The organism is Haliscomenobacter sp., assembly GCF_965225875.1.
Lineage (GTDB): Bacteria > Bacteroidota > Bacteroidia > Chitinophagales > Saprospiraceae > Haliscomenobacter.
In genome coordinates, this window is sequence record NZ_CBDDBS010000003.1 from 2,123,389 (window position 1) to 2,148,599 (window position 25,211).

General features: G+C 46.0%; 25 protein-coding genes. 10 read left to right on the forward strand and 15 right to left on the reverse strand.

The genetic code is table 11. The annotated features are described in order from the left end of the window. Window positions 1-30 precede the first annotated feature (30 nt). From ACO08K_RS28775 to ACO08K_RS28795, 5 genes are all read right to left on the reverse strand, one after another. A complete protein-coding gene (locus ACO08K_RS28775; protein ID WP_421799952.1) occupies window positions 31-879 on the reverse strand; it encodes an alpha/beta fold hydrolase in 849 nt (282 codons plus the stop codon). 66 nt (window positions 880-945) lie between these two features. Further along, window positions 946-1,530: a Crp/Fnr family transcriptional regulator gene (locus tag ACO08K_RS28780; protein WP_421799953.1), complete on the reverse strand. Its 585-nt coding sequence runs from the start codon at window positions 1,528-1,530 to the stop codon at window positions 946-948. Window positions 1,531-1,539: 9 nt separating this feature from the next. Continuing rightward, window positions 1,540-1,827 carry a hypothetical protein gene (locus tag ACO08K_RS28785; RefSeq protein WP_421799954.1) on the reverse strand — a complete coding sequence of 96 codons (288 nt, stop codon included), beginning with the start codon at window positions 1,825-1,827 and terminating at the stop codon, window positions 1,540-1,542. A gap of 55 nt (window positions 1,828-1,882) precedes the next feature. After that, window positions 1,883-2,632: a LytR/AlgR family response regulator transcription factor gene (locus ACO08K_RS28790; RefSeq protein ID WP_421799955.1), complete on the reverse strand. Its 750-nt coding sequence runs from the start codon at window positions 2,630-2,632 to the stop codon at window positions 1,883-1,885. Window position 2,633: 1 nt separating this feature from the next. Further along, window positions 2,634-3,665 (reverse strand): sensor histidine kinase, encoded by a 1,032-nt coding sequence (locus tag ACO08K_RS28795; RefSeq protein WP_421799956.1) that lies wholly within the window; start codon window positions 3,663-3,665, stop codon window positions 2,634-2,636. Window positions 3,666-3,809: 144 nt separating this feature from the next. Here ACO08K_RS28795 and ACO08K_RS28800 point away from each other — a divergent pair, with 144 nt between their 5' ends. After that, a complete protein-coding gene (locus ACO08K_RS28800) occupies window positions 3,810-4,220 on the forward strand; it encodes a DUF1761 domain-containing protein (protein WP_421799957.1) in 411 nt (136 codons plus the stop codon). A gap of 220 nt (window positions 4,221-4,440) precedes the next feature. Here ACO08K_RS28800 and nth read toward each other — a convergent pair whose 3' ends face one another. Together nth and ACO08K_RS28810 are read right to left on the reverse strand one after the other, a co-directional pair. Further along, window positions 4,441-5,103, reverse strand: a complete 663-nt coding sequence (gene nth / locus ACO08K_RS28805; RefSeq protein WP_421799958.1) for an endonuclease III — start codon at window positions 5,101-5,103, stop codon at window positions 4,441-4,443. Beyond that, on the reverse strand, window positions 5,081-6,253 hold the full coding sequence (locus ACO08K_RS28810; RefSeq protein ID WP_421799959.1) for an AIR synthase-related protein: 1,173 nt from the start codon (window positions 6,251-6,253) through the stop codon (window positions 5,081-5,083). The genes nth and ACO08K_RS28810 overlap by 23 nt, the downstream gene beginning before the upstream one ends. Before the next feature lie 238 nt (window positions 6,254-6,491). Here ACO08K_RS28810 and ACO08K_RS28815 point away from each other — a divergent pair, with 238 nt between their 5' ends. After that, window positions 6,492-7,811, forward strand: coding sequence for a peptidoglycan DD-metalloendopeptidase family protein (locus ACO08K_RS28815; RefSeq protein ID WP_421799960.1), 1,320 nt, complete (start codon window positions 6,492-6,494; stop codon window positions 7,809-7,811). A gap of 81 nt (window positions 7,812-7,892) precedes the next feature. Here the strand turns inward: ACO08K_RS28815 and ACO08K_RS28820 are convergent, their stop codons facing one another. From ACO08K_RS28820 to ACO08K_RS28840, 5 genes are all read right to left on the reverse strand, one after another. Beyond that, entirely contained in the window at window positions 7,893-8,420 is a 528-nt protein-coding gene (locus ACO08K_RS28820) for a DUF4252 domain-containing protein (protein WP_421799961.1), read from the reverse strand. 77 nt (window positions 8,421-8,497) lie between these two features. Then, window positions 8,498-9,043, reverse strand: coding sequence for a DUF4252 domain-containing protein (locus tag ACO08K_RS28825; protein ID WP_421799962.1), 546 nt, complete (start codon window positions 9,041-9,043; stop codon window positions 8,498-8,500). Further along, a complete protein-coding gene (locus ACO08K_RS28830; protein ID WP_421799963.1) occupies window positions 9,040-9,564 on the reverse strand; it encodes a DUF4252 domain-containing protein in 525 nt (174 codons plus the stop codon). The genes ACO08K_RS28825 and ACO08K_RS28830 overlap by 4 nt, the downstream gene beginning before the upstream one ends. 119 nt (window positions 9,565-9,683) lie before the next feature. After that, window positions 9,684-10,205: a hypothetical protein gene (locus ACO08K_RS28835; RefSeq protein ID WP_421799964.1), complete on the reverse strand. Its 522-nt coding sequence runs from the start codon at window positions 10,203-10,205 to the stop codon at window positions 9,684-9,686. Window positions 10,206-10,304: 99 nt separating this feature from the next. Next, entirely contained in the window at window positions 10,305-10,841 is a 537-nt protein-coding gene (locus ACO08K_RS28840; RefSeq protein WP_421799965.1) for an RNA polymerase sigma factor, read from the reverse strand. Between the two features lie 183 nt (window positions 10,842-11,024). On the opposite strand from ACO08K_RS28840, the gene ACO08K_RS28845 reads away from it, so the two are divergent. The 7 genes from ACO08K_RS28845 (at window position 11,025) to ACO08K_RS28875 (ending at window position 19,900) form a co-directional block, all read left to right on the forward strand. Beyond that, window positions 11,025-12,650 (forward strand): LptF/LptG family permease, encoded by a 1,626-nt coding sequence (locus ACO08K_RS28845; protein WP_421799966.1) that lies wholly within the window; start codon window positions 11,025-11,027, stop codon window positions 12,648-12,650. Next, window positions 12,628-13,260, forward strand: a complete 633-nt coding sequence (locus tag ACO08K_RS28850; RefSeq protein ID WP_421799967.1) for a phosphatase PAP2 family protein — start codon at window positions 12,628-12,630, stop codon at window positions 13,258-13,260. Before ACO08K_RS28845 ends, ACO08K_RS28850 begins: the two co-directional genes overlap by 23 nt. A gap of 224 nt (window positions 13,261-13,484) precedes the next feature. Next, a complete protein-coding gene (locus ACO08K_RS28855; protein WP_421799968.1) occupies window positions 13,485-14,069 on the forward strand; it encodes an RNA polymerase sigma-70 factor in 585 nt (194 codons plus the stop codon). A gap of 131 nt (window positions 14,070-14,200) precedes the next feature. Continuing rightward, the gene (locus tag ACO08K_RS28860) at window positions 14,201-15,208 is read left to right on the forward strand and encodes a FecR family protein (protein ID WP_421799969.1); all 1,008 of its coding nucleotides are present in this window, start codon (window positions 14,201-14,203) and stop codon (window positions 15,206-15,208) included. Between the two features lie 74 nt (window positions 15,209-15,282). Further along, window positions 15,283-17,961: a carboxypeptidase-like regulatory domain-containing protein gene (locus tag ACO08K_RS28865; protein WP_421799970.1), complete on the forward strand. Its 2,679-nt coding sequence runs from the start codon at window positions 15,283-15,285 to the stop codon at window positions 17,959-17,961. An 82-nt stretch (window positions 17,962-18,043) separates the two neighbouring features. Then, the gene (locus ACO08K_RS28870) at window positions 18,044-18,967 is read left to right on the forward strand and encodes a DUF4249 domain-containing protein (protein ID WP_421799971.1); all 924 of its coding nucleotides are present in this window, start codon (window positions 18,044-18,046) and stop codon (window positions 18,965-18,967) included. 210 nt (window positions 18,968-19,177) lie between these two features. Continuing rightward, a complete protein-coding gene (locus tag ACO08K_RS28875) occupies window positions 19,178-19,900 on the forward strand; it encodes a Crp/Fnr family transcriptional regulator (protein WP_421799972.1) in 723 nt (240 codons plus the stop codon). 74 nt (window positions 19,901-19,974) lie between these two features. Here ACO08K_RS28875 and ACO08K_RS28880 read toward each other — a convergent pair whose 3' ends face one another. Together ACO08K_RS28880 and ACO08K_RS28885 are read right to left on the reverse strand one after the other, a co-directional pair. Next, window positions 19,975-21,120: an acyl-CoA dehydrogenase family protein gene (locus ACO08K_RS28880; protein ID WP_421799973.1), complete on the reverse strand. Its 1,146-nt coding sequence runs from the start codon at window positions 21,118-21,120 to the stop codon at window positions 19,975-19,977. Window positions 21,121-21,412: 292 nt separating this feature from the next. Beyond that, window positions 21,413-22,588 carry an alkaline phosphatase gene (locus ACO08K_RS28885; protein ID WP_421799974.1) on the reverse strand — a complete coding sequence of 392 codons (1,176 nt, stop codon included), beginning with the start codon at window positions 22,586-22,588 and terminating at the stop codon, window positions 21,413-21,415. A gap of 327 nt (window positions 22,589-22,915) precedes the next feature. On the opposite strand from ACO08K_RS28885, the gene ACO08K_RS28890 reads away from it, so the two are divergent. Next, the gene (locus tag ACO08K_RS28890) at window positions 22,916-23,809 is read left to right on the forward strand and encodes a hypothetical protein (protein ID WP_421799975.1); all 894 of its coding nucleotides are present in this window, start codon (window positions 22,916-22,918) and stop codon (window positions 23,807-23,809) included. A 29-nt stretch (window positions 23,810-23,838) separates the two neighbouring features. On the opposite strand, the gene ACO08K_RS28895 is transcribed toward ACO08K_RS28890, so the two are convergent. Continuing rightward, on the reverse strand, window positions 23,839-25,110 hold the full coding sequence (locus ACO08K_RS28895) for an MgtC/SapB family protein (RefSeq protein ID WP_421799976.1): 1,272 nt from the start codon (window positions 25,108-25,110) through the stop codon (window positions 23,839-23,841). Window positions 25,111-25,211: the final 101 nt, after the last annotated feature.

Here is a 25,211-nt window from a genome sequence, read left to right on the forward strand (position 1 = left end):
AAAGTACTGCAGTTGCTCAATCTTCCACCCTTACTTTTTTCGCAAAAAATTCTTGTCCAAAAACGCAAATACCCGCTCAAAGTACTTCAGCGGCTCTGCATGGCCACCTTCTACGGCTAGATGCTCGTAATGGTGCTTAAAACCCTTTTCTTTCAGCCGGTCCATCATTTTTTCACACATGGGCGTGGTGGGCGCAATTTCGTCCCGGGTAGCTGATAGTAAAAAAATGGGGCCATTGATTTTTTCCACTTTGATCAGCGCCCTTTCTTCGGCAAGGCTGTCTTGCAGCATGGCCATAAACGTAGCCCGCAAATCCCTTTTCATCAAATGAGGAAAAGTAGCTTCATTGACGGGGACAAAAGGCAATTCCTGCCCCTGATAAGTCCAGGCAGAGGTGGAGAAATGATTGGTATTCCCGGGAAAGGCCACGTGGCTGGGCACCAAGGCCACTACACATTTGATATCGGGATAATGCGCAGCCAGCAATAAAGCCAGATCGCCACCCCGGGAGCCACCAACGATGGCAATCTTTTTGGGATTGACGCCCTTTGTTGCTGTAGCAAGTTTGATAGCAGCGTAGACTTCATCAATGGCAATTTTGTTGAGCTGCTCCGGGGTACCTTTTGCCCCAAAATAGCCAAGTGCTAAAAAAGCGTAACCTTTGGCCAGGAATTGATCCCGAGTGTTTTTCCAATACTCACTGGCCCAGGCATTGCCACCTTCCGAGCCTCCCAAGCCCACGACTAAGGGCTGTTTTTTGCCTTTACCCAAATACAGTTTACTCTCCACATTCACAGTTGGCAAGATTTGTTGAGCCAAAAGGAAGGAGGGTAAAACCCCGGCGATCATTAAAACTGTGGTAAAAAGTACTTTGCTCATCTTTTTAGGATTTGGATGGCAAAGTTGCGGCTGTGTGTCAACATAATTTTTGACCTAGATCAAAAACTATTTTTCGGCCCGGATTCGGCTCAAAGTTTCCTGGGTAATGCCCAAATAGGAAGCTACCATCCCGAGGGGAATACGGTGGTAAATGTCTGCATATGCTTCACAAAAGTGCTGGTATTTTTCCCGGGCACTGGTAAACCGCAAGGATGTGACCCGCTCCAGTAGATGCCCCAAGGCGCCGCCCATCGATAGGCGGGCATACCGTTCCATTTCCGGAAAATGGTCGAAAAGATAGCCCAGGTCTTGCAGTTGAAGTTTAAAAGCTAAAGTAGGTTCAATGGCGTCGATGCTGTAGATGTCCAGTTGTTGCTGCATAAAACTACGAGGCGAGTTGACCCACTCCCCTTCTGCGCAGAAGTACTCGCTGATTTCTTTTTCTTCTTTCAGATAATAGGTGCGGAGTAGCCCTTTTTGAATGAAATAACTGGCCTTGCATATTTTGTCGGCAGAATGCACGAGGTCTCCTTTGTTGAAATGGACGATGCTGATGCGGTAAGCCAGTTCGTCTTTCAGGCTTGGTGAGAGGCGAATGAATTGGGCGAAGTGGGTGAAGATTTGGGCTTTTGAGTCGGACAGGTTTTTCATGGGTACTTGTTATTTCTGTTCATGTAATTTATCTAGTATGTCTTTTTGATTCATTAAGTCATTGTAGTAGTCTGTTCTAAAGTCATGTTTCGCTGAAAAGTATCTACCTCTATTCAATTCATATGGAGATACCATTACATATACAAATTCACCTGATTTTGGCTCAAAAGAATTATTTCTAAATCTCCTAGGCAAGGACATTTTAATCAAATCGCCATTCAATACATCTTCGACCAAATGCCATGAACCCTCAATTTCCCCAAGGAATTTGGCTTTTCTCAATTTGAATTGCTCCATTTTGTCTATTCTTTATTTATTAAATTTCACACGGAAAAATTGGGCAAAAACACCTTCACCCTCCCACCCAAACCTTAAATCCCGCCGCCCCTTCCTGACTCACCAGCACCTCAAACGGCGGGCTTGGCTGCAACTCCAACAACAACTTGCTCTTGCTGACACTGCTGATGCGCTTCACTGCCCGATTGCTCACAATTACTTGCCGATTGGCTCGGCGAAATACAGCAGGATCCAATTCCGCTTCAAGAGCAGCCAGGGATTTTTCCACTAAATACCGCGTACCTGAAAAAGTCATGATGAAACACAGTTTGTATTCACTGAAAAAGTAAGCGATGTCCGCAATGTCGATGGGGAAATAGTCTCCCCCTTTTTCAGCCAAAAAGCGGGTTTTATAAGCCTGAGGCGCTTGCAGGTGTTGCAGCAGTTGGGGCAATTGGAGTAAAAAATGGCTTTTGAGCTGTTCGTATTTGCCTAATGCGGTACGCAGTTGTTCGGTTTTGAGGGGTTTCAGCAGGTAATCGATGCTGTTGGTGTGAAAAGCTTCGAGCAGGTATTGATCGTAGGCACTAAGGAAAATCACCGGGATGTGGACGGGAAATTGGCGGAAGATTTCGAAAGATAGGCCATCGCTGAGGCGGATGTCAAAAAAAGCCAGGTCGACTGAAGTTTGACTTTGAAAAAAAGCCAGGGTCTCGGCGATGCTGGCGCACTCCCCTACCAAGCGGGCTTGTGGCCACACTTCGGCCAGGCCTGCCTTCAACAAATCGCGGGCGGGCAATTCGTCCTCTACGATCAGAATGTTCATTTCAGTTGATTTTGACCAGAGGTAAAGTTACCGAAAAAAGCTCCTCCTGGTCGGCAATTTCAATGGCGCGGCCAGTGATGAGGCGAAAACGTTCGTCCAGGTTTTTGAGTCCTACGGCCAGCGAATTGTGAATGTCCACCCTTTTGTTGGTTTTCCGGTTTTTGACCCACAAGGTATCTTCTGCAAAGTCAATCTCTACCCGCAAAGGTTTATTGATGCTGAATTCATTGTGTTTCATTGCATTTTCCAGCAGGATTTGCAGGGAAATGGGGGGAATGAACCATTGTCCGGCTGCCGGGATGGTTGGCCAATGCAGGGCAAGGGCAGCTCCAAAACGCATTTGCATCAAACTCAGGTAACTTTGTAAAAAACGTTGTTCTTCCTCCAGGCGCACCAGTTCTACATCTTTACTTTTGAGGATGTAACGATACATATCTGCCAGGTGCTCCAGAAATATTTTAGCTTTTTTGGGATCTTCGCTAATAAAGTGAGAAAGGGTATTGAGGGAGTTGAACATGAAGTGTGGATCCACCTGATTTTTGAGGGCTTCCAACTCGGCGGTGGCTTTGAGTTTTTCCAGGTTCGCAGCACGCAGTCGTTCGTCTTCCCAATCTTTGAGCAAAAAGGTGGTTTCGTAAATGTTGGTGATAAAAATGACCGCAATCACATTGATCAACTCGGTGGTGACTACTACATTTTCATCCACCGGCAAACCTTGACTCCAGTACCACAAAAAACACATGGTCAGGGTTAAAGGAGCGGTATAAAAAATGAGCCCGAACAACATGGTCATGATGCGCATGATGGGGCGACTAAACCAATCGTAGTATTCCCTTTGCCGCAGGTAGATAAAACGATTGCCCCACCAAATAGCAAAAGCCGCTGCAATGAAATACAAATAACCCACCCAATACTGCCAGTCGCGCCAGGATAAATCGCCAAACAGACCCGACAGGTTGGGTATGATCAACCCAAACCAGGGGACGATCCATTTCATGACCCGCACATCATCAATGTCTTTTTTTATGGCCACAGTGTAGCAATTTAAACCTCAGGGTGGAAAAATCCAGCTTCAGGTTGGGCTTTTCCGGTTTCAGGCTGATTCGGCCCTAAAGTTCGGGTATTGAGGGATATGTTTAGGTATAATTTTTAAAACAGCATCTAATCTTTAGACAACATGAAACCAGAACTAATCAATTTTCCGGCCGTATTTGTAGCCGCAATCGCCAGTTTTATTCTGGGTGCCTTGTGGTATTCGCCGCTGCTTTTTGGCAAAGCCTGGATGGAAGAAAATGGATTTACCACCGAAATGTTACAAGCTAAAGGGGGTACAGCCCGAATCTTCGGTTTCGCCTTTTTGTGGAGCCTGGTGATGTCTTTCAACCTGGCTGCGTTTCTGGCGGCAGATGGCGTGACGCTCTCTTTTGCAACCCTGGCAGGCTTTTTGGCAGGCTTTGGTTGGGCAGCTTCGGGGTTGTTTATGGTCGGTTTGTTTGAATACCGCAGCACCCGCTACATGTTGATCAATGGTGGGTATGTAACTGTGGCACTGGTAATCATGGGAGTTATATTGGGTTTGTGGAGGTAAACAATAAGCTGGGTAATTTAAACCTTGTTCAAAACCAATTCTAAGGTGCCCCTAAGGTGAACTAAGGTGTCTAAGGTGGTGAAAAGAAAAAGCGCTGCGGAGCAGGGCATATATTCACCACCTTAGACACCTTAGTTCACCTTAGAGATGAGGGCGTTAAGCCAATATTTTCAGGTAATTCAATAGCTATCAATTAAATAAAATCGAAACCAATATTCATTCAATCCTTTTTCCCATACAAACTACAAATCGGGCACTCCTCTCGCTTATGCCCCCGCGCCGGACAATACTGCCGCCCAAAAAAGATGATTTGTAAGTGCAGTTTGTTCCATTTCTCACGAGGAAAGAGGTCCTTTAAATCCTTTTCGGTTTGCTCCACATTTTTGCCGCTGCTGAGTCCCCAACGTTCGGCCAGGCGGTGAATATGGGTATCTACGGGGAAAGCGGGTACACCAAATGCCTGACTCATCACTACAGAAGCAGTTTTGTGTCCTACCCCTGGCAAAGCTTCGAGCGCTGCAAAGGATTGGGGTACTTCCCCGCCATGCTCCCGCAACAGAATGCCCGACAAATCCCAAATGGCCTGAGCTTTTCGAGGTGCGAGGCCACAAGGGCGAATGATGTCTTCGATGGCCGCCACAGATTGTTGCTGCATGGCGGCGGGATTGTCGGCCAGGGCAAAAAGATGGGGCGTAACCTTATTGACCCGTTCATCCGTACACTGCGCTGAAAGCAATACCGCTACCAGCAAAGTATAGGCATCGCTATGCGTCAGAGGTATCGGTGTTTCAGGGTACAGCTCCTCCAGGATTTGTAGGATTGCCGCTGCTTTTTGGCGGCGACCCGGTGCCCGTTTGGGTTTATTGGTATTCGAAATGTCCATAAGGGCTGAAAATACTGACCTGATTGAATGGATTTTCTTCAACGTGTCCCACCACTTTGGCCTCAATGTTGAAAGATTGTGCCAGTTCGATCACCTGATGCGCATATGCTTCTGGCAAATACACCTCCAGGCGTTGCCCCATGTTGAACACTTGATACATTTCTTTCCAGGTAGCCCCCGATTCTGCCTGAATCAATTGGAACAAGGGCGGGGTTGGCAGCAGGTCGTTTTTGACCACTTTTTTGTTGTCCAAAAACTTCAAAACCTTGGTTTGGCCTCCGCCCGTACAGTGAATCATGCCGTGAATGTGGGAGCGTAGTTGCTCCAACAGCGGTTTGATAAAAGGTAAAAAGGTACGGGTGGGTGACAAAATCAATTTGCCAATTGGGATTTCCTGCCCCTGGATATTGATGGTTTCGGTGAGTTTACGTTTGCCCGAATAGACCAAAGTTTCGGGGGTAGCCGGGTCGAAGGTTTCGGGGTATTTTGCTGCGTAGCCATGATCCAATACATCGTGCCGGGCCGATGTCAGGCCATTGCTGCCCATGCCACCGTTGTATTCAGTTTCATAAGTTGTCTGCCCCGCCGAAGACAAACCTACGATTACGTCACCCGCCTGGATGTTATTGCTAATGACGTTTGCACGAGGCATCCGGGCAAAAGCGGTATAACCCACATCGATGGTGCGTACAATGTCGCCTACATCAGCGGTTTCTCCTCCGGTCAAAAATACGTTGATGCCCAGGGCATTCAGCTGATCAACCAGTTCAGTGGTCGCATTGATGAGGGCGCTGATGACTTCACCCGTGATGAGGTTTTTGTTGCGGCCAATGGTAGAAGAGAGCAAAATATTGTCAATACAACCCACACAGCCCATGTCATCGAGGTTCATCACGATGGCATCCTGGGCAATGCCCTTCCACACACTCAGGTCGCCGGTTTCTTTCCAGTACAGATAGGCCAGGCTGGTTTTGGTGCCGGCAGTATCGGCGTGCATCAAATTGCAATAATCGGGATCCATGCCCGCTACGTCGGGAATGATTTTACAAAAAGCATTGGGATACAAACCCTTATCCAGATTTTTGATCGCCGCGTGTACTTCGTCCTTACTGGCCGAAACGCCCCGTTGATCATAGCGGTATTGGTCCATTTTTTAATTTATGGTTGACAAAATGTGCCGCAAATATACAAGACTTGTCCCTACGACACTGTGCTGTGGATAAAAAAGAATCAGTTAGGAGTGGTAAAAATTACAACATTCCTTTTGTCCTTCCGTTCTCTGTTCTATATTTGCACAAAGGCATTATTCGTAACATTAGGCAGTGCTCACATATCCCCCCTTTCGCACGGTAATCGATAGCGAGCATTAGACCTATAAACTGCAAACAGTGTTGAACACAAAAATTCCTTTTAAACTGCGTGAGCAACTCACGCGGCTCAACTGGACGTGGGTCATAATCGGTACACTGGGCTTGGGATTGATTTTAACGCTAGCCGTTTCGCCCAGCACTTCCCGCCACCTCAAGGCTTCTTTACTGGGCAAAGACCGCAATGCATCCATTGGCGCTTTCCCTGTAGTAGTTCCAACCATTAAGTATGGTTTTGCACTCGATACTTTCCAGGTATTTGAGTCGGAGTTTCAGCGCAGCGAAAACCTGGGGGACATTTTGGTGAGCCACAACATGGATTATGCCGACATTGACAACCTCGTGCGCAACAGCCGTGATGTTTTTGATGTACGCGACCTCACCGCAGGTAAACCCTACCTGATTTTATCCAAAGATTCTACTCAAGGGCCAGATTATATGATCTATGAGCCCAACTTGTACAAATATTACGTTTTCCACCTCAAAGATTCCCTGTTCATTGAAAAAGTGGAAAGACCAATCACTACGGCCATTCGATCTTCAGGTGTTATCGTGGAGTCGTCCCTTTGGGAATCCATGGAGCGCAGTGGCGCAGACCCTGCCCTGATCAAATCGCTGGAAGAAGCACTGAAATGGAGTGTGGATTTCCACCACCTCAACCGTGGTGAAGAATTCAAAGCAGTGTACGACCAGAATTACGTAGAAGGCCAGCCGGTTGACCCAGGTCGGGTACATGCGGCCTTGTACAAAACCAACAACAAGGAAAATTTTGCTTTCTATTACGAAAGCCCACAATACACTGGCTATTACGATCAGGATGGTCGCCCAATGAAAAAGGGCTTCCTGCGTGCTCCGGTTAAATACGTACGCATCTCTTCTGGTTTCAACATGCGTCGTTTGCATCCAATTTTGGGCACAGTTCGTCCTCACTTTGGCACCGATTACGCGGCACCTTATGGCACTCCGATCATTGCGGTGGGTGATGGTACGGTTTTGGAAGCTACCCGCCGCGGTGGCAATGGTAACTTTGTCAAAATCAAACATACTGGTCAGGTACAAACGCAATACTTGCACATGCAGGCTTTTGCTCGGGGTATTCGCCCAGGTGTACGGGTTTCACAAGGGCAGGTGATTGGGTACGTAGGTTCAACAGGCTTGGCAACTGGCCCACACGTTTGTTTCCGCTTTTGGATGAATGGCCGTCAGGTCAATCACAATGGCTTGAAACTGCCACCACCGGAGCCACTACCCAAGACTGAAATGGAGAAGTTCGCGCCGATTCGCGACAAGTATATGGAGATGTTGAAGGAGATAAAAGTAGAGGCGGCAGTAGAGCCGTAATCTGGATTTAAATCCTCCCAATAAAAAAGGGTCAGATTTTGAAATCAAAATCTGACCCTTTTTTATTGGATCAAGTTAAGGTCACACCTTCTTCGGCAACTTCTTCCGATCCTCGGGCAGTCGTTTGAACTCCTTGCTGCCGTTCACCTCCATGTTAAAATCATTCAAGTCGGTATACTTCAGGCGGCCCTCCAAGTTGAGCAAGAGGAAATTTTTATCACCCTTGACGATCATGACCAAATCCGTGATCAGGTCATTGCTTTCCTTAATCATGAAGCGCACGTGGGAATCCTCTCCTTTAAAATAAGCCAGATCCTCAAATTTGTTGGCACGCAGTTGTTCCATTAAGTGATTGACGTCGTTGGCTTCTACTGGGTTTCCCTCGTCAAAATTGAGTAAATGCAGGCTGGAGATGCTGCGCATGATGCGCATGGCTTCATCGTCGTCGCTGTCTTTGGCGGCGAGTTTGAGGAACAAACCTCCGATGTTGAGGCGGGTAGCTTGTTCGTATCTGCCGAATTTGCGCATGAAATCCTGGATCACCTGGTTTTGAGCAGGCAAGGCAAAGCCCAGGCCTAGCAGTGCCAGGCTAAAAATAATCTTCTTCATGGTGTTGATGAGTTTTGAGAGGTTTCCCCCACTACTAGGTGTGCAAATATGCTGCACTGCGGCAGCTCGTGTATCGATTAGGCCTGAGGTGATTTTTTGGCTTTGGCTTTTTCTTTCCAACCCAGTTCCTTCAGGTAATGATCCAGCACTTGGTTGATGTCCTTCATCCGCAGGCGGGTTTTGGCACTAAGGAAGATGGTTTCTCCATCATCACTGCCTACGACCAGCAGTTCTTTGAGCCGGCCATTAGAGCCTTCCCGAATCATGACATTGAGGTCGGTGTCTTCGTTGCGTACATAAACCAGGTCATCGTAACCACTTTTGGCTTTGAGCCCGCTGACGAAATTCGACAAATCCTCCTTGGTGATGCTGCTGCTGTTTTCACTTTGCATCAGGCGAAATTTGCCCAATTTACGGGCGAGGCGCAGCCAGGTGCGGGTTTCTTCGTCCTTAACGCTGTTGTAAACGAGTCCTGTGCCAATCCAAACCAACCAACCCGGTAATTTGAAGTTGGTAACTTCTTCCTGCTTTTTGAATTTCTGGTAAAATTCGCCCACCGAGTTTTGAGCAGATAAGCTGCCACTCAGGGCTACCATGGTCAGGAGGAGGATCGCCGTTCTCATTTCTTCTCAATTTCTTTGGCCAGACGGGTGATTTTGTTCAAATCCAGGTTGCCCATGAAACTTAGTAGCACAAATTCTTCCTTGCCACCAGACAAGAGCAGGAGTTCCTGAATGACGTTGTTGCTTTCCTTGATCAAAAATTCCACATTGTCGCCATCTTTGTCGCGCACCGTCAACAACACCTCGTACTCTTTGGTGTTGATTTTGGCTTTGGCTTCTTTGTAAAACACTTCCGGGGTTTCCTCGGTGGTCAGGATGCGCAGGCCCTGGAGGTCTTTGGCCATGTCCAGTATGGCTTTGGCTTCGGCGTCATCCTCCATGTCCAGGATTTTGGAATCGATCCGGCCAATCATCTGGAACAATTTCGGGCTGATGTACACCACGTCAAAACGTTTGTCTTCCACATAGCTGGAGAAGTACTTGTCGATGGCACTGGCAGTGCTACTCGTAGCACCTTGGGCCAGACCGTTTACAGCGGCCAACGCAATAATGGCCAGGGTGAAAAAATGCTTGATTTTCATATTGTTTGGTTTAAAAAGATGTCGGTTTGGTAGAGACGCACGGCCGTGCGTCTACTATTTTGATTCGTGCGTCTACTTTACAGATTCAAGACGCACGGCCGTGCGTCTCTACAGTGCGCCTATTTTATCAGTTTCCCCATTTCCCCCATTTTATCAATACCCTGGGTAGCAATGGCGGTGCCTTCGTTGAATTCGGTGGCTACTTTGCGAAAGGCTTTGCGGGTAACTTCATAAGCTTCTTCCACCGTTTTGGGTTCGTATTTGGACCAGTCGATGACCTTTACTTCTGCTTCTGCAACAACGGGTGGCTCAACCGGACTGGAACGAACCAACCACCACAGTCCCGTAGCGACCAGGGCAAACACTGCGGCGATGCGCAAAACCCAGCTCGTTGAAAGGGTGCGAATAACAGGCTTTGGCTTACTGTAGGCTTCAATAGAGGCCATCACTTTGGCGTCGAAATCATCACCCAAACTTTGCTCGGCCTCTTCGTCCAACAATTGGAACCATTCGCTGTAAGTCAAATGCTCTTCCGAAATGGGTTCCGTTTTTAACAATTGCCGCAGTTGAGCTTCTTCTTGCAGGCTGCTTTCGCCAGCGAAGTACTTGTCCAAAAGGGATTGAATCTGTTGTTGTTTCATGGTATTTATACTTGTGGGGTTTTGTTTAGTAGTGGGGCAAAAATAAGTGATCATTTTTCCTGAGCCAGAGGATTAGATAAGACACTTGAAATGGAACGTTTACTTATCTAATCCCCTGGCAAAATGATCACTTATTTTTTTATCGCCCCTACCTAAAATACTTTTCATGGTTTGCCGCGCCCGAAAAAGGTTGATTTTCACCTGAGCCAGAGGAATGTCTAATGCCTCGGCAACTTCCTGGTAGCTCATACCTTCCACATCGCGCAATTGCATGACCAGCCGCTGGTTTTCAGGCAGGCGTTCCATGAGTTTTTGCAACTTGTTCATGGTATCTGCCGATTCGGTGCGTGCATCGGGCAAGGGCGTAGAGTCGGCCCAGTCCAGGCCATCTTTCCATTCCTTGTGCCCATTTTTGCTGCCGCGTAGGCGATCGATGCACTGATTTTTGGTCAGGCGAATCACCCAGGCTTCCAGGTTTTGCACCTCCGCCAAACGATCGTGTTGCTGCCAGAGTTTGATCAGGGCTTCCTGGACCAAATCCTCTGCCTCTTCCCGCTTGTTCAACAAGCGCAAAGCCAGGCGGAACATTTTGTCCTTGTATGGCAGGATGGTGTTTTTAAAATCAGTCGGGTTCATAGCTGCTTGGCGTAAACAAATGGAAGACGACAGGGGAAAAATAAAGTTACAGGAAGCTCGATTTTTTTTGAAAAAAACTTTGATACTGCTGTTTTTCAAAAAACGATTTGCAAGTGCAGCGTTTTTCACTGAAATTGCATCGTATTTGTGAGTGTTTACTTTTATGTTTCGAAACGTGTAGGGATGAGTATTTTTAGCAAATTGCCCAGATTAAAAAGGATCGACGAGTTGGTGATCACCAGCTTCATCCCTCCATTTTTAGTGGCTTTTTCGGTATCTTTGTTTGTGTTGTTGATGCAGATGTTGTGGATTTACATCGACGACCTGGCTGGAAAAGGTTTGGGCTTTTTCACGGTCATTGAATTGTTGTCCTACCGGGCAGTGAGTTTTGTGCCCATGGCCTTACCTTTGGGGATTTTGCTCTCTTCGGTCATGCTGATGGGGAATTATGCAGAGCATTACGAACTCTCCAGCATGAAATCTGCGGGAATGTCGCTGGTGCGCATCATGCGGCCCCTGTTGGTTTTTGCCCTTTTTGCGGTAGCCTTTTCCTGGTATTGTTCTGATTATTTGATTCCTGCTGCCAACCTCAAGTTTGGCTCGCGGATGTGGGACATTCAACAAACCAAACCTGCTTTGCGCCTGGATGTGGGTGTGTTCAACGATGACTTTCAGGGCTTCACCATCCACATTGGCAAAAAAATGGGCGATGGCCGTACCATCAAAGATGTGATCATTTATGACCATACCGAATCCAACTCCGGCAAATACACCGTCATTACCGCCAAGGATGGTGAAATGTTTAGTGCCGAAGGTGGGAATATTTTTGTGATGCGGCTACGCAATGGCACCCAATGTATTGAATCCAGAGGCTACCAGGCTAGTAGCCAAAGTAAGTACCCTTTTATCCGTACGGGTTTTAAACAATTCACCAAAGTTTTTGACCTAAGTGAGTTTTCGCTGAGCCGTACCAACGAGGAATTGTTCAAACAGAGCCGCCAAACCATGGACTCCCGCGCCCTGAAGGCCGCAGCCGACTCTATGGCCATCGACATCCACAAGCGCACCGTAACTGCTGGAAATTATGTGGCCAATTACCTATCCATTTTTAAGATGGACAGTACTTACCTGCGGGAAGAGCTCAAAAAAGCCAATACCCGGGCGACCGATCAAGCCAGTAATTCTGGCTCCGGCCCTACACCACTCAATGTTTCGACACCAATCGAATCCACTTTCGATTCTACCCATAGCATTAGCATTGGAGTTGCTCGCTCCACCATTTTGAAAAGGGTCAAACCAATTGGAGTAGTGACCAAATTTGCCGATACCTTTAGTGATGCTGACAAATCCACGCTGCGGGGACGCGCCGAATCCTCTGCCCGGGGCATCCAAAACCAAACCTTTAGTACCACTGCTTCTTTGGATGCCACCAAAGAAAACCGGGTCAAGTTCATCTACGATTGGCAAATGAAATACAGCATTGCTGCAGTATGTTTCATCTTTATGTTCATTGGTGCGCCCATGGGGGCCATCGTGCGCAAGGGTGGATTCGGGTATCCCCTACTGGTCTCGATTGTATTTTTTATGCTTTTTGTGATCCTGACCATCTTTTGCCGCAAAATTGCCGAAACCTTTGTTGTTTCGGCCTATCTGGCCGCATGGATACCCTGTATCATTCTGATGCCATTGGGGGCCTGGCTGACTTATAAGGCCATGAATGACCAACCCTTAAATCTATTTGAGGGGCTGCGTTATTTTTTGCAAAACCTGTTGAAACGATTCAGAAATGCTAAAACTGTTCAAGGATAATCCTTGGTTTTTTATGGTCTTTGCCCTTTTCCTCTTGGGCGGCATTCCCTTTTTAGCTGCTGATCAAGGAGCTTTGTTGATTCAGCTGAATGATCACCGAAGCCCTGGAGGTGATTTGTTTTTTCGTTGGTTTACCAAAGTTGGTGAAGGCTATGGGTATCTGGCTGTGTTCCTCCTATTATTGGTGTACAAACGCCGGGCAGCCTGGGGCGTTCCACTCTTAGGTGTAGCAGTTTCGTTGGTAGCCTGGATAGGCAAAACTTTGTTTCAACATCCTCGTCCGTATTTGTATTTTGAACAACAGGGGCTATTGGCTCAGTTGGAATTGATCCCAGGCGTTAAAATGCACAAAGGCTTAACCAGCTTCCCTTCTGGCCACACCATGGCTGCTTTTGCCTTGTTCACTTTTTTGGCTTTGTGTTTCCCTCGCAAACCTTGGTTAAGCCTAACCTGTTTCTGCATTGCTTTACTGGTGGGGGTTTCAAGAATGTACCTTGTCCAACATTTTTTTGAAGATGTGTATTCGGGGGCTTTGTTGGGGCTTGGACTGGGCATACTTGCCTATTACTTCCTGAATCAAATAGAGCAAAAATTATTGCAAAAAGCCTAAATGCATGTTTAAACTTTTTTATCTTCCCTCTTAGAAGCTGTTTGAATTTATATCACGAGCTCCAAAGGGTCCAATTGAAGTCAAATTTCGTTCCGAAAATGCTCATTTAGCGCTGCTAAACTCCGCTTTTCGTGCCTCATTTGACTTCAATTAGTCTCCTTTTCGCTTTCGCGATATAAACTCTAACAGCTTCTTAATTCTTCATTTCCTAAACCAAATCCTGTTTGCAGACGACGCCGAACAACGACCGTGAATTTTTCGACTTATTGTCCACAGATGCTGAAAAAGCATTTGAATGGTTGTTCCGCAGGTACTTTAGCGAATTGTGTCAAGTGGTTTATCGGGTAGCACACGATGAACATTTGGCCCAGGACCTGGTGCAGGAAGTATTGTATGAATTGTGGCGTAAACGGGACAAACTGACTATTTCCATCTCATTGCGAGCCTACCTGAAGCGCGCAGTGCTCAATCGTACCCTCAACCATTTGCGAGATAACCGCCAATGGTCTTCAGAAGAGCGAATGCCCGAAATCGCCGTTGAAGAAAGTGACCCTGTAGACATGCTGCGTAGTGAAGAACTACAAGAATTGGTCGATGCAGCTATCGACGAATTGCCAGAAAAATGCCGGATGGTGTTTGTCTTGAGCCGTTATGAAGAATTATCGTATCGAGACATTGCCACTGAATTGGGCATTGCAGAAAAAACGGTGGAGAACCAGGTGTCAAAAGCACTCAAATATCTTCGTCAGCGGCTGCTCCCGTATTTAAAAAGTGGAATGCTTTTGTTCGCATTTTGGATGGGAAGCTAAAAATCTCGTTGCGTTTGTCTGCTAAACGGCATAATTGCCCGGAAAAACGCTGTGCGGATATAGGGGTATCTGAGTTTCTTTGTGTCTAAAGGAAAACGAACAGTACTAGACCCCACACAATATTCAGGCCAATGGAAAAAAAGATTCGGTTTTTAGCTCAACAGTGGAAAAATGGAGATGTAGATCCAGCCAAGCATTCAGATGCTGGTTCGGACGATGCTGCTCTGAATAAAGAATTGGAGACCATTTGGCAAAAGGCAGGCAATTACAAATCAACATCTTTTGGGCCGGATGTGGAGGCCAATTGGAAAAAATTCCAGGCCAAGATTGAAGAAAACAACAACAATAGTTCAGAAACTCCTCCCGTTCGTCGCCTAATTCCTCGCGCCTGGTTGGTCGCAGCTTCGATTGCTGCACTATTGGTTATTGGCTGGTGGATAATTAACCCCAATTCTGGCTCTAATGAATTTAAATCTTTAGCTACCAATAAGCGAGAAATCAAAAAAGTGGAATTGCCTGATCATTCGGTAGTTTGGCTGAGCAACAATAGTGAGTTGAGTTTTGACCCCACTTTAAACCAAAGTAAAGTTCGCCAGGTAAAACTGCGTGGAGAAGCATACTTTGAAGTGCAAGCCAATCCGCAAAAGCCATTTCGCATTGAAACACCGCATGGTTTAATTGAAGTTTTGGGGACTAGCTTCAATGTACGCGCCTTAAAAACAGAACCACATACGGAAGTTCAGGTGATGACTGGCCGGGTCGCCTTAATGGGCAAGGGTGAAAATGATCAGAGAATTGAAATCCCTGCGAATTTTATAGGCTATATCCCCTCCACTGAAAAACACGCTAGTAAATCCTCCAGTGATAAAAAGGTTTTTGCTTCAACCCAAGTATGGAGAACCCGTAAGATAGAATTATCAGGTCGCACCTTAGGCGAAGCGCAGGAAATCCTGCGTAGGTATTCTGATTTTCGACTTGAATTCTCTGATCCCCAGCTTGCGGATTGTATTTTTACCTGGACTTTTGACCTAGACAGGCCCGAATCCAGTTTGAAACTGTTGGCCAAAACTGGTTATTTCCATTTAGATAAAACAAGTTCTCCGGTTTTCCGTTTGGAAGGTAAGTCTTGCCCTAAATAAACTTAGGCTAAAGCTTAACATCAACACAAAGCGGTTATATTTATTCACCTAATCGCTTTGCAGAAATCAGCAGTATGAAGGGAAAACTTCTACCCAAGCTGATGATCTTTTGTTTCTTCCTGGTTTCGGCCTTGCAGGCACAAGAAACCCTTGACCGTGTCGTGTCGGTTACTTTTGAAGACCAATCGCCAGCCAAAGCGCTTCAACACCTGCGCAAATCCTTTGACCTAAACATCGTTTTTGCCGACAGCCAATTGCCAAAACGCAACAGTTTTCCCCTTAGTTTCAAACGTCAAAGTATTCGGAGCATCCTCAATTCCATTTTGGCCAATACGGGCCTCGCCTACCATTCCGAACCAGAAGGTATTGTCATTACCCGGGTTATGCTTACCCCAAAAATCCGTTCGCGGTATACCATTCAAGGAATTGTAGAAATCGGGGGAAGCGCAGAAACCCTGATTGGTACCAATATTTTCGCCATCAACCACAATGAAGGCACTCACTCCAATGAACAAGGTGTATTTAGCCTGACCCTTCCCCAGGGTCGTACCCGCATCAGCGTGTCCTACATTGGGTTTCATACCGATACGTTCAGCATCAATTTACAACAAGATACCTTCCTGCGGATTTACCTGCACCGGGAGAGCCAGCAAATCGAAGGCGTAGTCATTCCTGCTGCGATGCAAGGCGATGGCATGAATATTGGAAAATATAGTTTTGATCTGGAGCAGTTGCAACGCATGCCAAAAATTGGCGGGGAGACCGACCTCATTCGAGCGATACAAATGCTCCCCGGGGTTCAAACCGGTCCAGATGGTGTAGGAGGCGTGTTCATCCGTGGTGGAGAAGCTGGTCACAACCTCGTAATTATTGATGATGTGCCGGTTTACAATTTCAACCATGCCGTTGGGGTATTGTCCGTTTTTAATACCAGCATTGTTAAATCAGCCGAATTGCTTAAAGGGGCCTTTCCGGCACGTTACGCCGGGCGGCTCTCATCGGTATTGGATGTAAGAATGCGGGATGGGAACAAAGAATTTTGGACTGCAAGTGGGGAACTGGGGCTGATATCAGGTCGTTTGACCTTGGAGGGGCCTATTGTCAAAAACAAAAGTTCTTTATTGATAGCCGGTCGCGCCTCTTTGCTGAATTGGATGCTCAAACCCTACTCGGAACATTACAAATCTCGCAAGGGCGAAAAAGGCCAAAGCACTTATAATTTTTACGATTTCAACGCCAAGTTCAACATAGAGCTTTCAGCAAAGGATCGCCTTTTTTTCAGTTTCTACCGTGGTCAGGACCATTTTGGCAACACCGGAGACTCTCAGGACACCCTTTCTCTATTGGTTGATGATCGTTTCGAAACATATCGTTTCCGAAAAGTTTATCACGAGAAACTATATTGGACCAATACGGGGAGTTCCTTGCGCTGGAGCCATATCTTAGGGAAAAAACTTTTTTCCAATACAACTTTTACCTTTAGTGAGCTAAATGTCAACATTGCTACGGCCTCAAGTGACACCGTGAATGTATTTTCAGTTGCTGCTCCTAAAGTCCACTTCGATGCTGATTATGGCCGTTATTTGTCCAGTATCCGTGACTTCGGTGCCCGTAGTGATTTTCACTGGGACATAGCCCCTGGAAATAAGGTACGCTTTGGTCTACGCGTGCAACACAATCATTTTGTACCCGGCATTCAGGAGTATGATGACGATTTTCAGGAATACATTTCACCAGATGGGAAAATCAGTCGTAGCGTTCATACCACGGGCTGGGCATTTTACCTGGAGAATGAAAAGCGGATGTTATCCCGGCGTTTGTACCTCAATTATGGTTTAAACTGGTCGGGATGGAATGTGGATCAGCAAAATTACTCCACGCTTGAGCCTCGATTAGCCCTCTCTTATCTTTTGAGTGATTCAACTTATCTTGAGGCATCGGTCAGCAGAATGAGCCAGTTTTTGCACCTTCTATCCGGGACCAATGTGGGCTTACCTACCGACTTGTGGGTTCCTTCTACGGGTGAAATTGGGCCGGAATTGGCCTGGCAATACACCCTGGGTTTGCGAAAAAACCTGAACTTTGGTTGGAATATTGCTTTGGAGGGCTACTACAAGGAAATGAAAAACCTGGTTAATTATTCGGAAGGCGCGGATTTTCTAGATGATTGGGAACAAAACATCACCATTGGATCAGGCCGGGCTTTTGGCATGGATTTTATGTTGCGCAAAAACAATCGAATCATCGATGCTTACATTGCTTACTCATTGGGGCGCACCGATCGGGTTTTTCCAAAAATCAACCTTGGCGAACGTTACCCCTTTAAGTATGATCATCGACACGATTTGAAAATTTGGAGCGATTTTCGTTTTTCCTCTAAAATTGACCTTTCTGCTTCCTGGACTTTCAGCTCTGGGTTGGCCACCAATATACCTCTCGAGGCTTTTACCGTTGAAATCCCAGGCGTATCTCCTCCTGTAACCGTAATTGATTATGGCCCCAAAAACAGCAGGCGCTTACCAGCCTATCATCGTTTTGACTTTGGCCTGAATTTTCATTTCACCTCTCCAAAAGGAACTGAGCACAAGTTCCAAATTGGCGCGTACAATGTCTATAGTCGTCGCAATCCATTGTACTATCAACTGCGTACTGTATTTATAGCGGAGAATGGCGTTTTGAAAAAAGATTCTGAGCTAGTTGGGGTACACCTCTTACCTTTTTTACCTTCAATTAACTATTCTATAAAATTTTAGTTAAATTTGTCTAGTTTTTTACAAAAAAGGCCAACCACCGCGTCTTTTTTACCGTCATTTCAGCATACAACAATGGTATAATGTGAAAAAACATCTAAATGGCATAGTATTGATGGGTTTTTTGCTCCAATTGTTCGCTTGCGAAAAGCCTCAATTGCCTCTGGAAAATTACACGCCCAGCCTGGTAGTCATCTCTAATTTCAATACTTTGGATGGCATCCGGGTGCAAGTCTCCAAAAGCCAATCTCCATTGGACAATGGACCTACGGAATACATCAACTATGCTACGGTAGAAATTTGGGAATCGGGCCTTTTATTGGAAAAACTCTATTTGAATGACACCCGAGAACTAAAAACACCATTTTATACCAGTGAATTACTGAAGCCTCGCATTGGAGTGGATTATACCGTCAAAGTTTCTGCAAAAGGTTTTAGATCGGTTACTGCAACCAGCAGAATCCCTGAAAGTGTCAATTTGGATAGTGTGAAAATAGAAAAGCTGAGTGCCGTGCCAGACGACCCCGGATACGTGCGTTATAACTTTGATTTGTCCATTTATTTCACCGATCCTCGCCTGGAGCGCAATTTTTACCACGTCAATGTTTTTCAAAAAAATGTAGTCGTACAAAAGGACGGAGTAGAACAAGTAGAGCAAATTAAAAAATTAACTTTCAGCTCGGGAATCAATTCCAACTACATCGTCGCTAATTATGACGGCGGATTTTTAATTGAAGATAAACCTATTGATGGCAATGCGATCCGGATTCCAGTTCCAATTAGCATTCGTATGCCTGCAGGTGTGCAAAATCTTGACGAAATGATTGTGGAGTTGCGCTCGGTGTCGGAAGAATATTACCTGTTCCACTCGACAGTTAGCCGCCAACAAAACAACAGTGACCAACCTTTCTCCGATCCAGTGGTGCTGTTCAACAATATTCGCAATGGTCAGGGAGTATTTGCAGGTTATTCCCAAGCCGAAAAGATTGTAAGCTTAAAGCCACAATAAGCTTTTGCATCCTTAGTATGCCGCAAAAAATCGGGGACTTAATTTTTCTACTTTACTTAATCTAGTTTTTGTCGTCGTTCGACGACTTTCTTTCCTTTTTTTTCATTTTTTTCCAAAAAAATTTGCATCGGCGTGGGGGTAAGCCGATTCTTATGTGTCAAGGTTGTGTTGATTCAAAATAATCTACACAATTGAAAAAACTCTTGACTCATGACCATATATGCCAGTAATACCCGCAAAAAGAATTTGGGCAATAGTTTAGAAGCCAAAATGGCTTTCATTGAGCGCTACCCCTTGTTTTCTTGTCTTAGCCTAGAAGAAAAAATGCAATTGGCCAATCTGATGGAGCATCGTGAAAAATCTCGCTATGGCTTCGTTTATGAGGCAGGAGAGAGTTCTGATGTACTCTATTTGCTGGCAGAAGGGGCCATCAAAATTGGGGCCACGTCACACGACGGCAAAGAGGTCATTAAAGCCCTGATCCATCCTTTGGCAATGTTTGGCGAACTTGGACTGGTTGGCGAAGTGCGTCGGCAGGAATTTGCCCAGGCAATGAAGGAAGAAGTTGTTTTGTTTGCCATCAAAGTAGAGGAATTCCGCCGTTTGATGCGCCAAAACTTTGAATTGTGCAACCGGGTGATGCTTTATTTGGGTAGCCGACTGAGTTTGGCTGAACAAAAAATGGAGTCCCTGATTTTTAAAGACGCCCGCACCCGGATCGTAGATTTCATCAAGGATTCAGTTTCTGACCGGGGTCAGCGGGTAGGTTATGAAATGCTCCTGCGGCATTCCCTAACCCATCAAGATATTGCGAACATCACTTGTACTTCCCGTCAAACGGTAACCTTGGTACTCAATGAATTGCGCAAGTCCGACCTGATTTACTTCAATAGAGGTAAAATTTTGGTGCGGGATTTGGCGAGATTGATGTAAAAAATGATGAATGATGAATGATAAGTGATGAATTGGCTCTGTCCTGAAATTCATCACTTATCACTTTTCACTTTTCACTTCCCCCGGAGTATTTCCCTCGAAATCACCAGCTTCTGAATCTCGCTGGTACCTTCCCCGATGGTGCACAATTTGGCATCCCGGTAGAATTTTTCAACTGGAAAATCCTTGATATAACCATAACCACCGTGAATCTGCACGGCATCGGTGGATACTTCCACTGCAGTTTCCGAAGCAAAGTATTTGGCCATCGCCGAAAGTTTGGTTACATTTTTACCTTGGTCTTTCAAGTCACCTGCCTGGCGCACCAAAAGTTCTGATGCTTCAATTTTGGTCGCCATATCCGCCAGTTTAAAGCTGATGGCCTGGAAATTGGCGATGGGTTGTCCAAATTGCTGGCGTTCTTTGGCGTACTTCAGGGAAGCTTGATAAGCCCCTTTGGCGATGCCCAAAGAAAGGGCAGCAATAGAAATGCGCCCACCATCCAGAATCTTCATGGATTGAATAAAACCCTCCCCTTCTTCACCCAGGATTTGGCTTTTGTGGACCCGACAATTGTCAAAAATCATCTCGGCGGTTTCGGAAGCCCGCATGCCGAGTTTGTTTTCTTTTTTGCCAGCATAAAAGCCAGGAGTTCCCCTTTCCACCACAAAAGCGGTCATCCCATGACTGTCCAACAATTCTCCGGTACGCACGATCACCACAGCAACATTGCCAGATGCGCCGTGCGTGATAAAGTTTTTAGCCCCGTTGATGACATAATAGTCGCCATCGCGCTCCGCCACACATTTCATCCGGCCAGCGTCGCTACCCGTATTGGGCTCGGTAAGTCCCCAGGCGCCAATCCATTCTCCGGAGGCTAGTTTTGGCAAGTAGCGATGCTTTTGTTCTTCGTTGGCGAAAGACAAAATATGGTTGGTACACAGCGAATTGTGGGCTGCCACGGAAAGTCCGATGGACCCACATACCTGGGCAATTTCCTCAATAACCGTGATGTACTCCTGGTATCCCAAGCCGGCTCCACCATAATGTTCGGGCACCAAAACACCCAAAAAGCCGTAATGGCCCATTTGGTGAAACAAGTCCACCGGGAAATGAGAGACTTCGTCCCATTCCATCACGTGGGGTCGAATGTAGGTTTCTGCAAAATCACGGGCGCTCTCCTTGATTAATTGCAAGTTTTCCAAGGTTTCAACATTCATAAAACTATATTTTACACCTGCTACACGATTTGGTCAATCTATGATGACGACCGCGCAGCGATAGTTGTTTCCAAAAGCTCATTTATAATAAAACAGCTTTTGAATTGTTCAGTTTAGAGGGAAAAAAATCTTGTTTTGTAAAGCAGAAAAATTAACTTCCCGGTTTTGGGTTTTGAATAGGAAGTCGAACGCTTCATTTAAAGTGAGCTTCCTATTCAAAAGCCTCTCGAAAAATCGGGAAGTAATTTTTTGCGTCATACGTTGGATGTAGGCTTTTTAACTCCGGTCAGATTTATCGTTTTTCCTGGCCTTTGGCGCTTCCCTGAAATGAGGGGCTTTTTTGTTCTACAAAGCCCAGGGCTCTACGCATTTTTTGATTGATGCTGGTATTTTCAAAGATACCAGCAAATTGCTTCGACATCGGCCCATAAGCAAACACCGGAATCATACTCGCGGTATGATTGATGGTGGTAAAAGCCGTTTCAACTTTGTTCATTTTGGAACCTGGATTCAAGGCCATACCGCCACACTCGTGGTCAGCGGTTACAATCACCAGGGTATTGCCACGAGAGCGAGCAAAATTTAAAGCTTCTCCCACGGCGCGGTCAAAATCCAGGGCTTCCTTAATCGCCAGTTTTCCATCGTTGGCATGACAAGCCCAGTCAATTTGTGAACCTTCAATCATGATGAAAAAACCTTTGTCTTTACCGCGTTTTTCCAAGAATTCCAATCCACGCCGGGTTGCAAAGGGCAAATAATCGCGGCCAGCAGCAACATTGAGTGGGTGTTTGTCGGCAGTGAGGTACAATAAGTTTTCGCTGGGATCCCAACGCATCTCATGTAAATCCTCCTGGGAATAATCGGTTACTTTATAACCCTTTTGCGCGAACTCCTCGTAGAGGTTACGGTTGTCTATCTCCCGGCGATCAAAATACTTTTTCCCTCCTCCGATCAAAAGATCCACCGGCGTTTTAAGCATGTCTACTGCAATCTCTTCATATTGCTCCCGGGAAACCACATGCGCAATAAACGCGGCCGGAGTAGCATGAACGATGGTGGACGTGGCAATCAAACCAGTCGCCAGGCCATTTTCTTCGGCTTCTTCCAGAATGGTTTTAACCCCCAAAGTGTCTTTATCCACACCAATGGCACCATTAAAGGTTTTGATGCCACAAGCAAAAGCAGTAGCCCCAGCAGCCGAATCGGTCACCAAATCATCGTAGGAGTAGGATTTATGAAAACCCAACACTGGCATTTGTTCCAGATTGAGTTTGGCATTGTTGCTGAACATGGCCGCGCTGATCTGGGACAAACCCATCCCATCACCAATCAGTAAAATAACATTTTTGGGTTTTTCGGGCAGGGCGCTTTCAACGGGTGCAGTACTTCCACAAGCCCAAAACAGAAAACTCAGGCTACACAGTAGCAACATTTTACCCGATATTTGTTGTAGCAATCTTCTCAACATCGCATCTCCAGATTAGATTTGGGGAAAATAACCAATTATATTCAATTGAACGGCTTTTAAAAATGCTAAATTGGGAAGCAAAGATAAAAAAACGCCCCCAAGTTCAATTTTTATCTTAACAATTCCTTTAGTAACCTTGCGTCCTGTTCTCCTGTCTTATCTTTTAATTTGCTCACCAGTTTAACAATTGCCATGGGAACTCAAATGATCAAACCTCGTTTTTTTGCTTTACTGATAACCTTGTCACTTTTGGTATCAGGCGCGTTAAGCGCTCAGAATCCTTCCATTTTCCAAACCTTGGGGCAAGTTGCCAACCAGGAAGTAACCATGGTTCTGAATTTTGAGTCTTTAAACGAATTGCGTAAAAAGGATGAATCTTTTCCAGCCCAGATAAAGTACAAAAAGGCCAATGGAGATTCTGTTTCCTGGAACGTCAAACTGACGGTACGAGGCAGATACCGCCGACTATTTTGCGATTTCCCTCCTCTCAAGGTCGTTTTTCCCAAGAAGGATTTGCAGGCTAAGGGCTTCGCCAGTTTTAACGACCTGAAATGGGTAACCCATTGTTTTGAAGACCACGAATCGGATGAACACCTGCTGCGTGAATACCTGGTCTATGGCATGTACCAGCAAATTTCGCCTTATAGCTATCGTACCCAATTGTTAAAAGTGACCTACATCAATACCAACAAGCCGCAGCAAAAGATAGTCCGTTTTGCCTTCATTGTAGAGGACGACGCCGAAATTTCACAACGCCTGAACCTTAAAGAATGTAAAGATTGTTTTGTGGCCCACCGCGATTCGCTTGATTTGAGAAGTGAAAACAGTGTCGCCGTTTTTCAATACATGATTGGAAATACCGACTGGAGCATTGCCAAAGGTCAAAAAAATGTGAAGTATTTTAAACCATTCAATGGAGGCAAAATGGTCGTCATTCCGCATGATTTTGACTTCAGTGGCTTCGTAGATGCAGGGTATGCGGTGCCCGCTACGGGTACAAACATTCAAACCGTCAAAGAGCGGGCGTTTTTAGGGTTTAAGGCGGATAAGGCCGTTTGGGATGAAACCTTGAATTTGTACAAGAGCAAACAAAGCGCTTTCATTCAGTACATTGAGGCTTTTCCTCACCTGAAAGAAAATTCAAAAAAAGAAAGCATCCGCTACATCAACTCCTTTTTCTCGCGGGACGCCGGCAAATTACTGGCCTCACAAAGCAACTAGTGCAGTAACTCATCAATTGTGACCTAGAGTTAGTGTACTAAGATCAAGTACAACACTCCAGCACTGATCACCAGGCCGAAGCCCCTCAATGCGGCTTTGCGCAAGGAGGGAACACCCCGAATCAAACTGACACTCAGTTTAAAGATCGAGTTGGAAAAAATAGCGGCGAGAATCAGGCCTCGGGCTACCTTATTCTGTTCAGGATTTACTGCAGCCCATTTGGCCGTACTCAAGGTGATGGCGTCAATATCGGCAATGCCTGTAATGGCTGCACTGACGTAGGCCATAGACGCACTCAGCCATTCACGGGTGTAATACATCAGCAAGGTGGTGGCAATGTACAAACCAGCGAAGAACAAGGCGTTTTTAATGTCCAATGGATTCCCGGCGTCCAGTGCTCCGGTTTGAACCTGTTCTTCCTTGCGCCAACTAATGATCGCAGGAACAACACTAGCCAGCAACATCATGGACAAGGGTAAAATCAACAATTTGGCGACTGGAAAGGCAAAAATGGTGGTCAGAATAAAGACCCGTACCAACATGACCGAAGAGGCCAGTACAATTCCGGCGCCGTACACTGGCCCATACTCCGGCTTTTCCCGGCTCCGCGAAGCAAAGACCCAGGCAATCATCGTGGAGGAAAACAAACCCCCAATCAAAGCCGACAGCAAAATCCCTTTGCTGGGGCTACCAAATTTCAACAGCAGATAACCACCAAAATTAAAGGTCAGAACCACCACCACAATCAAACCCAAATCCCGCACATTGATGGAATCATCCGGACCAAAAGTTTGATCGGGCAGCATGGGTAAAATCAAAAGTGCCAGAATGATGAATTTGATAAAGGCAAATAATTCTTCATTGGTCAATTTTCTGACAATGTTGTGGAGTTGCTCCTTCAGAGACAAAATGGTCGTGATGACCACTACAGCAGCCAAGGCTTCCTGAAAGTAACGGTAGGCAATCAAAATACCCAAAAAGAAGGTCAGCAACATGCCCAATTCCGAAGTCAAGCCAAGCCTTTGATTTTGCGCCTGGATGAAATAGGCAACACCGATCAAGCCCATAAACCCCAGTGCAGCTGCCAATAGCAGGTAAATGTGAGTGTGTTGGGCCAGTTCTCCAACGATGAACCCGGTCAGGGCAATCAGGGTGAAAGTTCGGAGTCCACCCAGATGGGCAGCCTCCCCATGCGTATTAAATTCTCGCTCCAGTCCAATGATCGATCCCACTCCACTGGCCACCAAAAGGCCAATGACAAAAGATCCAAAGGGGTTGTTAAAAAAGTCAGATATGTTCAATTGCCAACGGTTTTTCCATTAAATATGCAAAACTTTGGCCTAACCTACTAATTTTTTTAACTTGCCTTTATGAAATGCACTAAATAGAGCGTTCAAAAAGA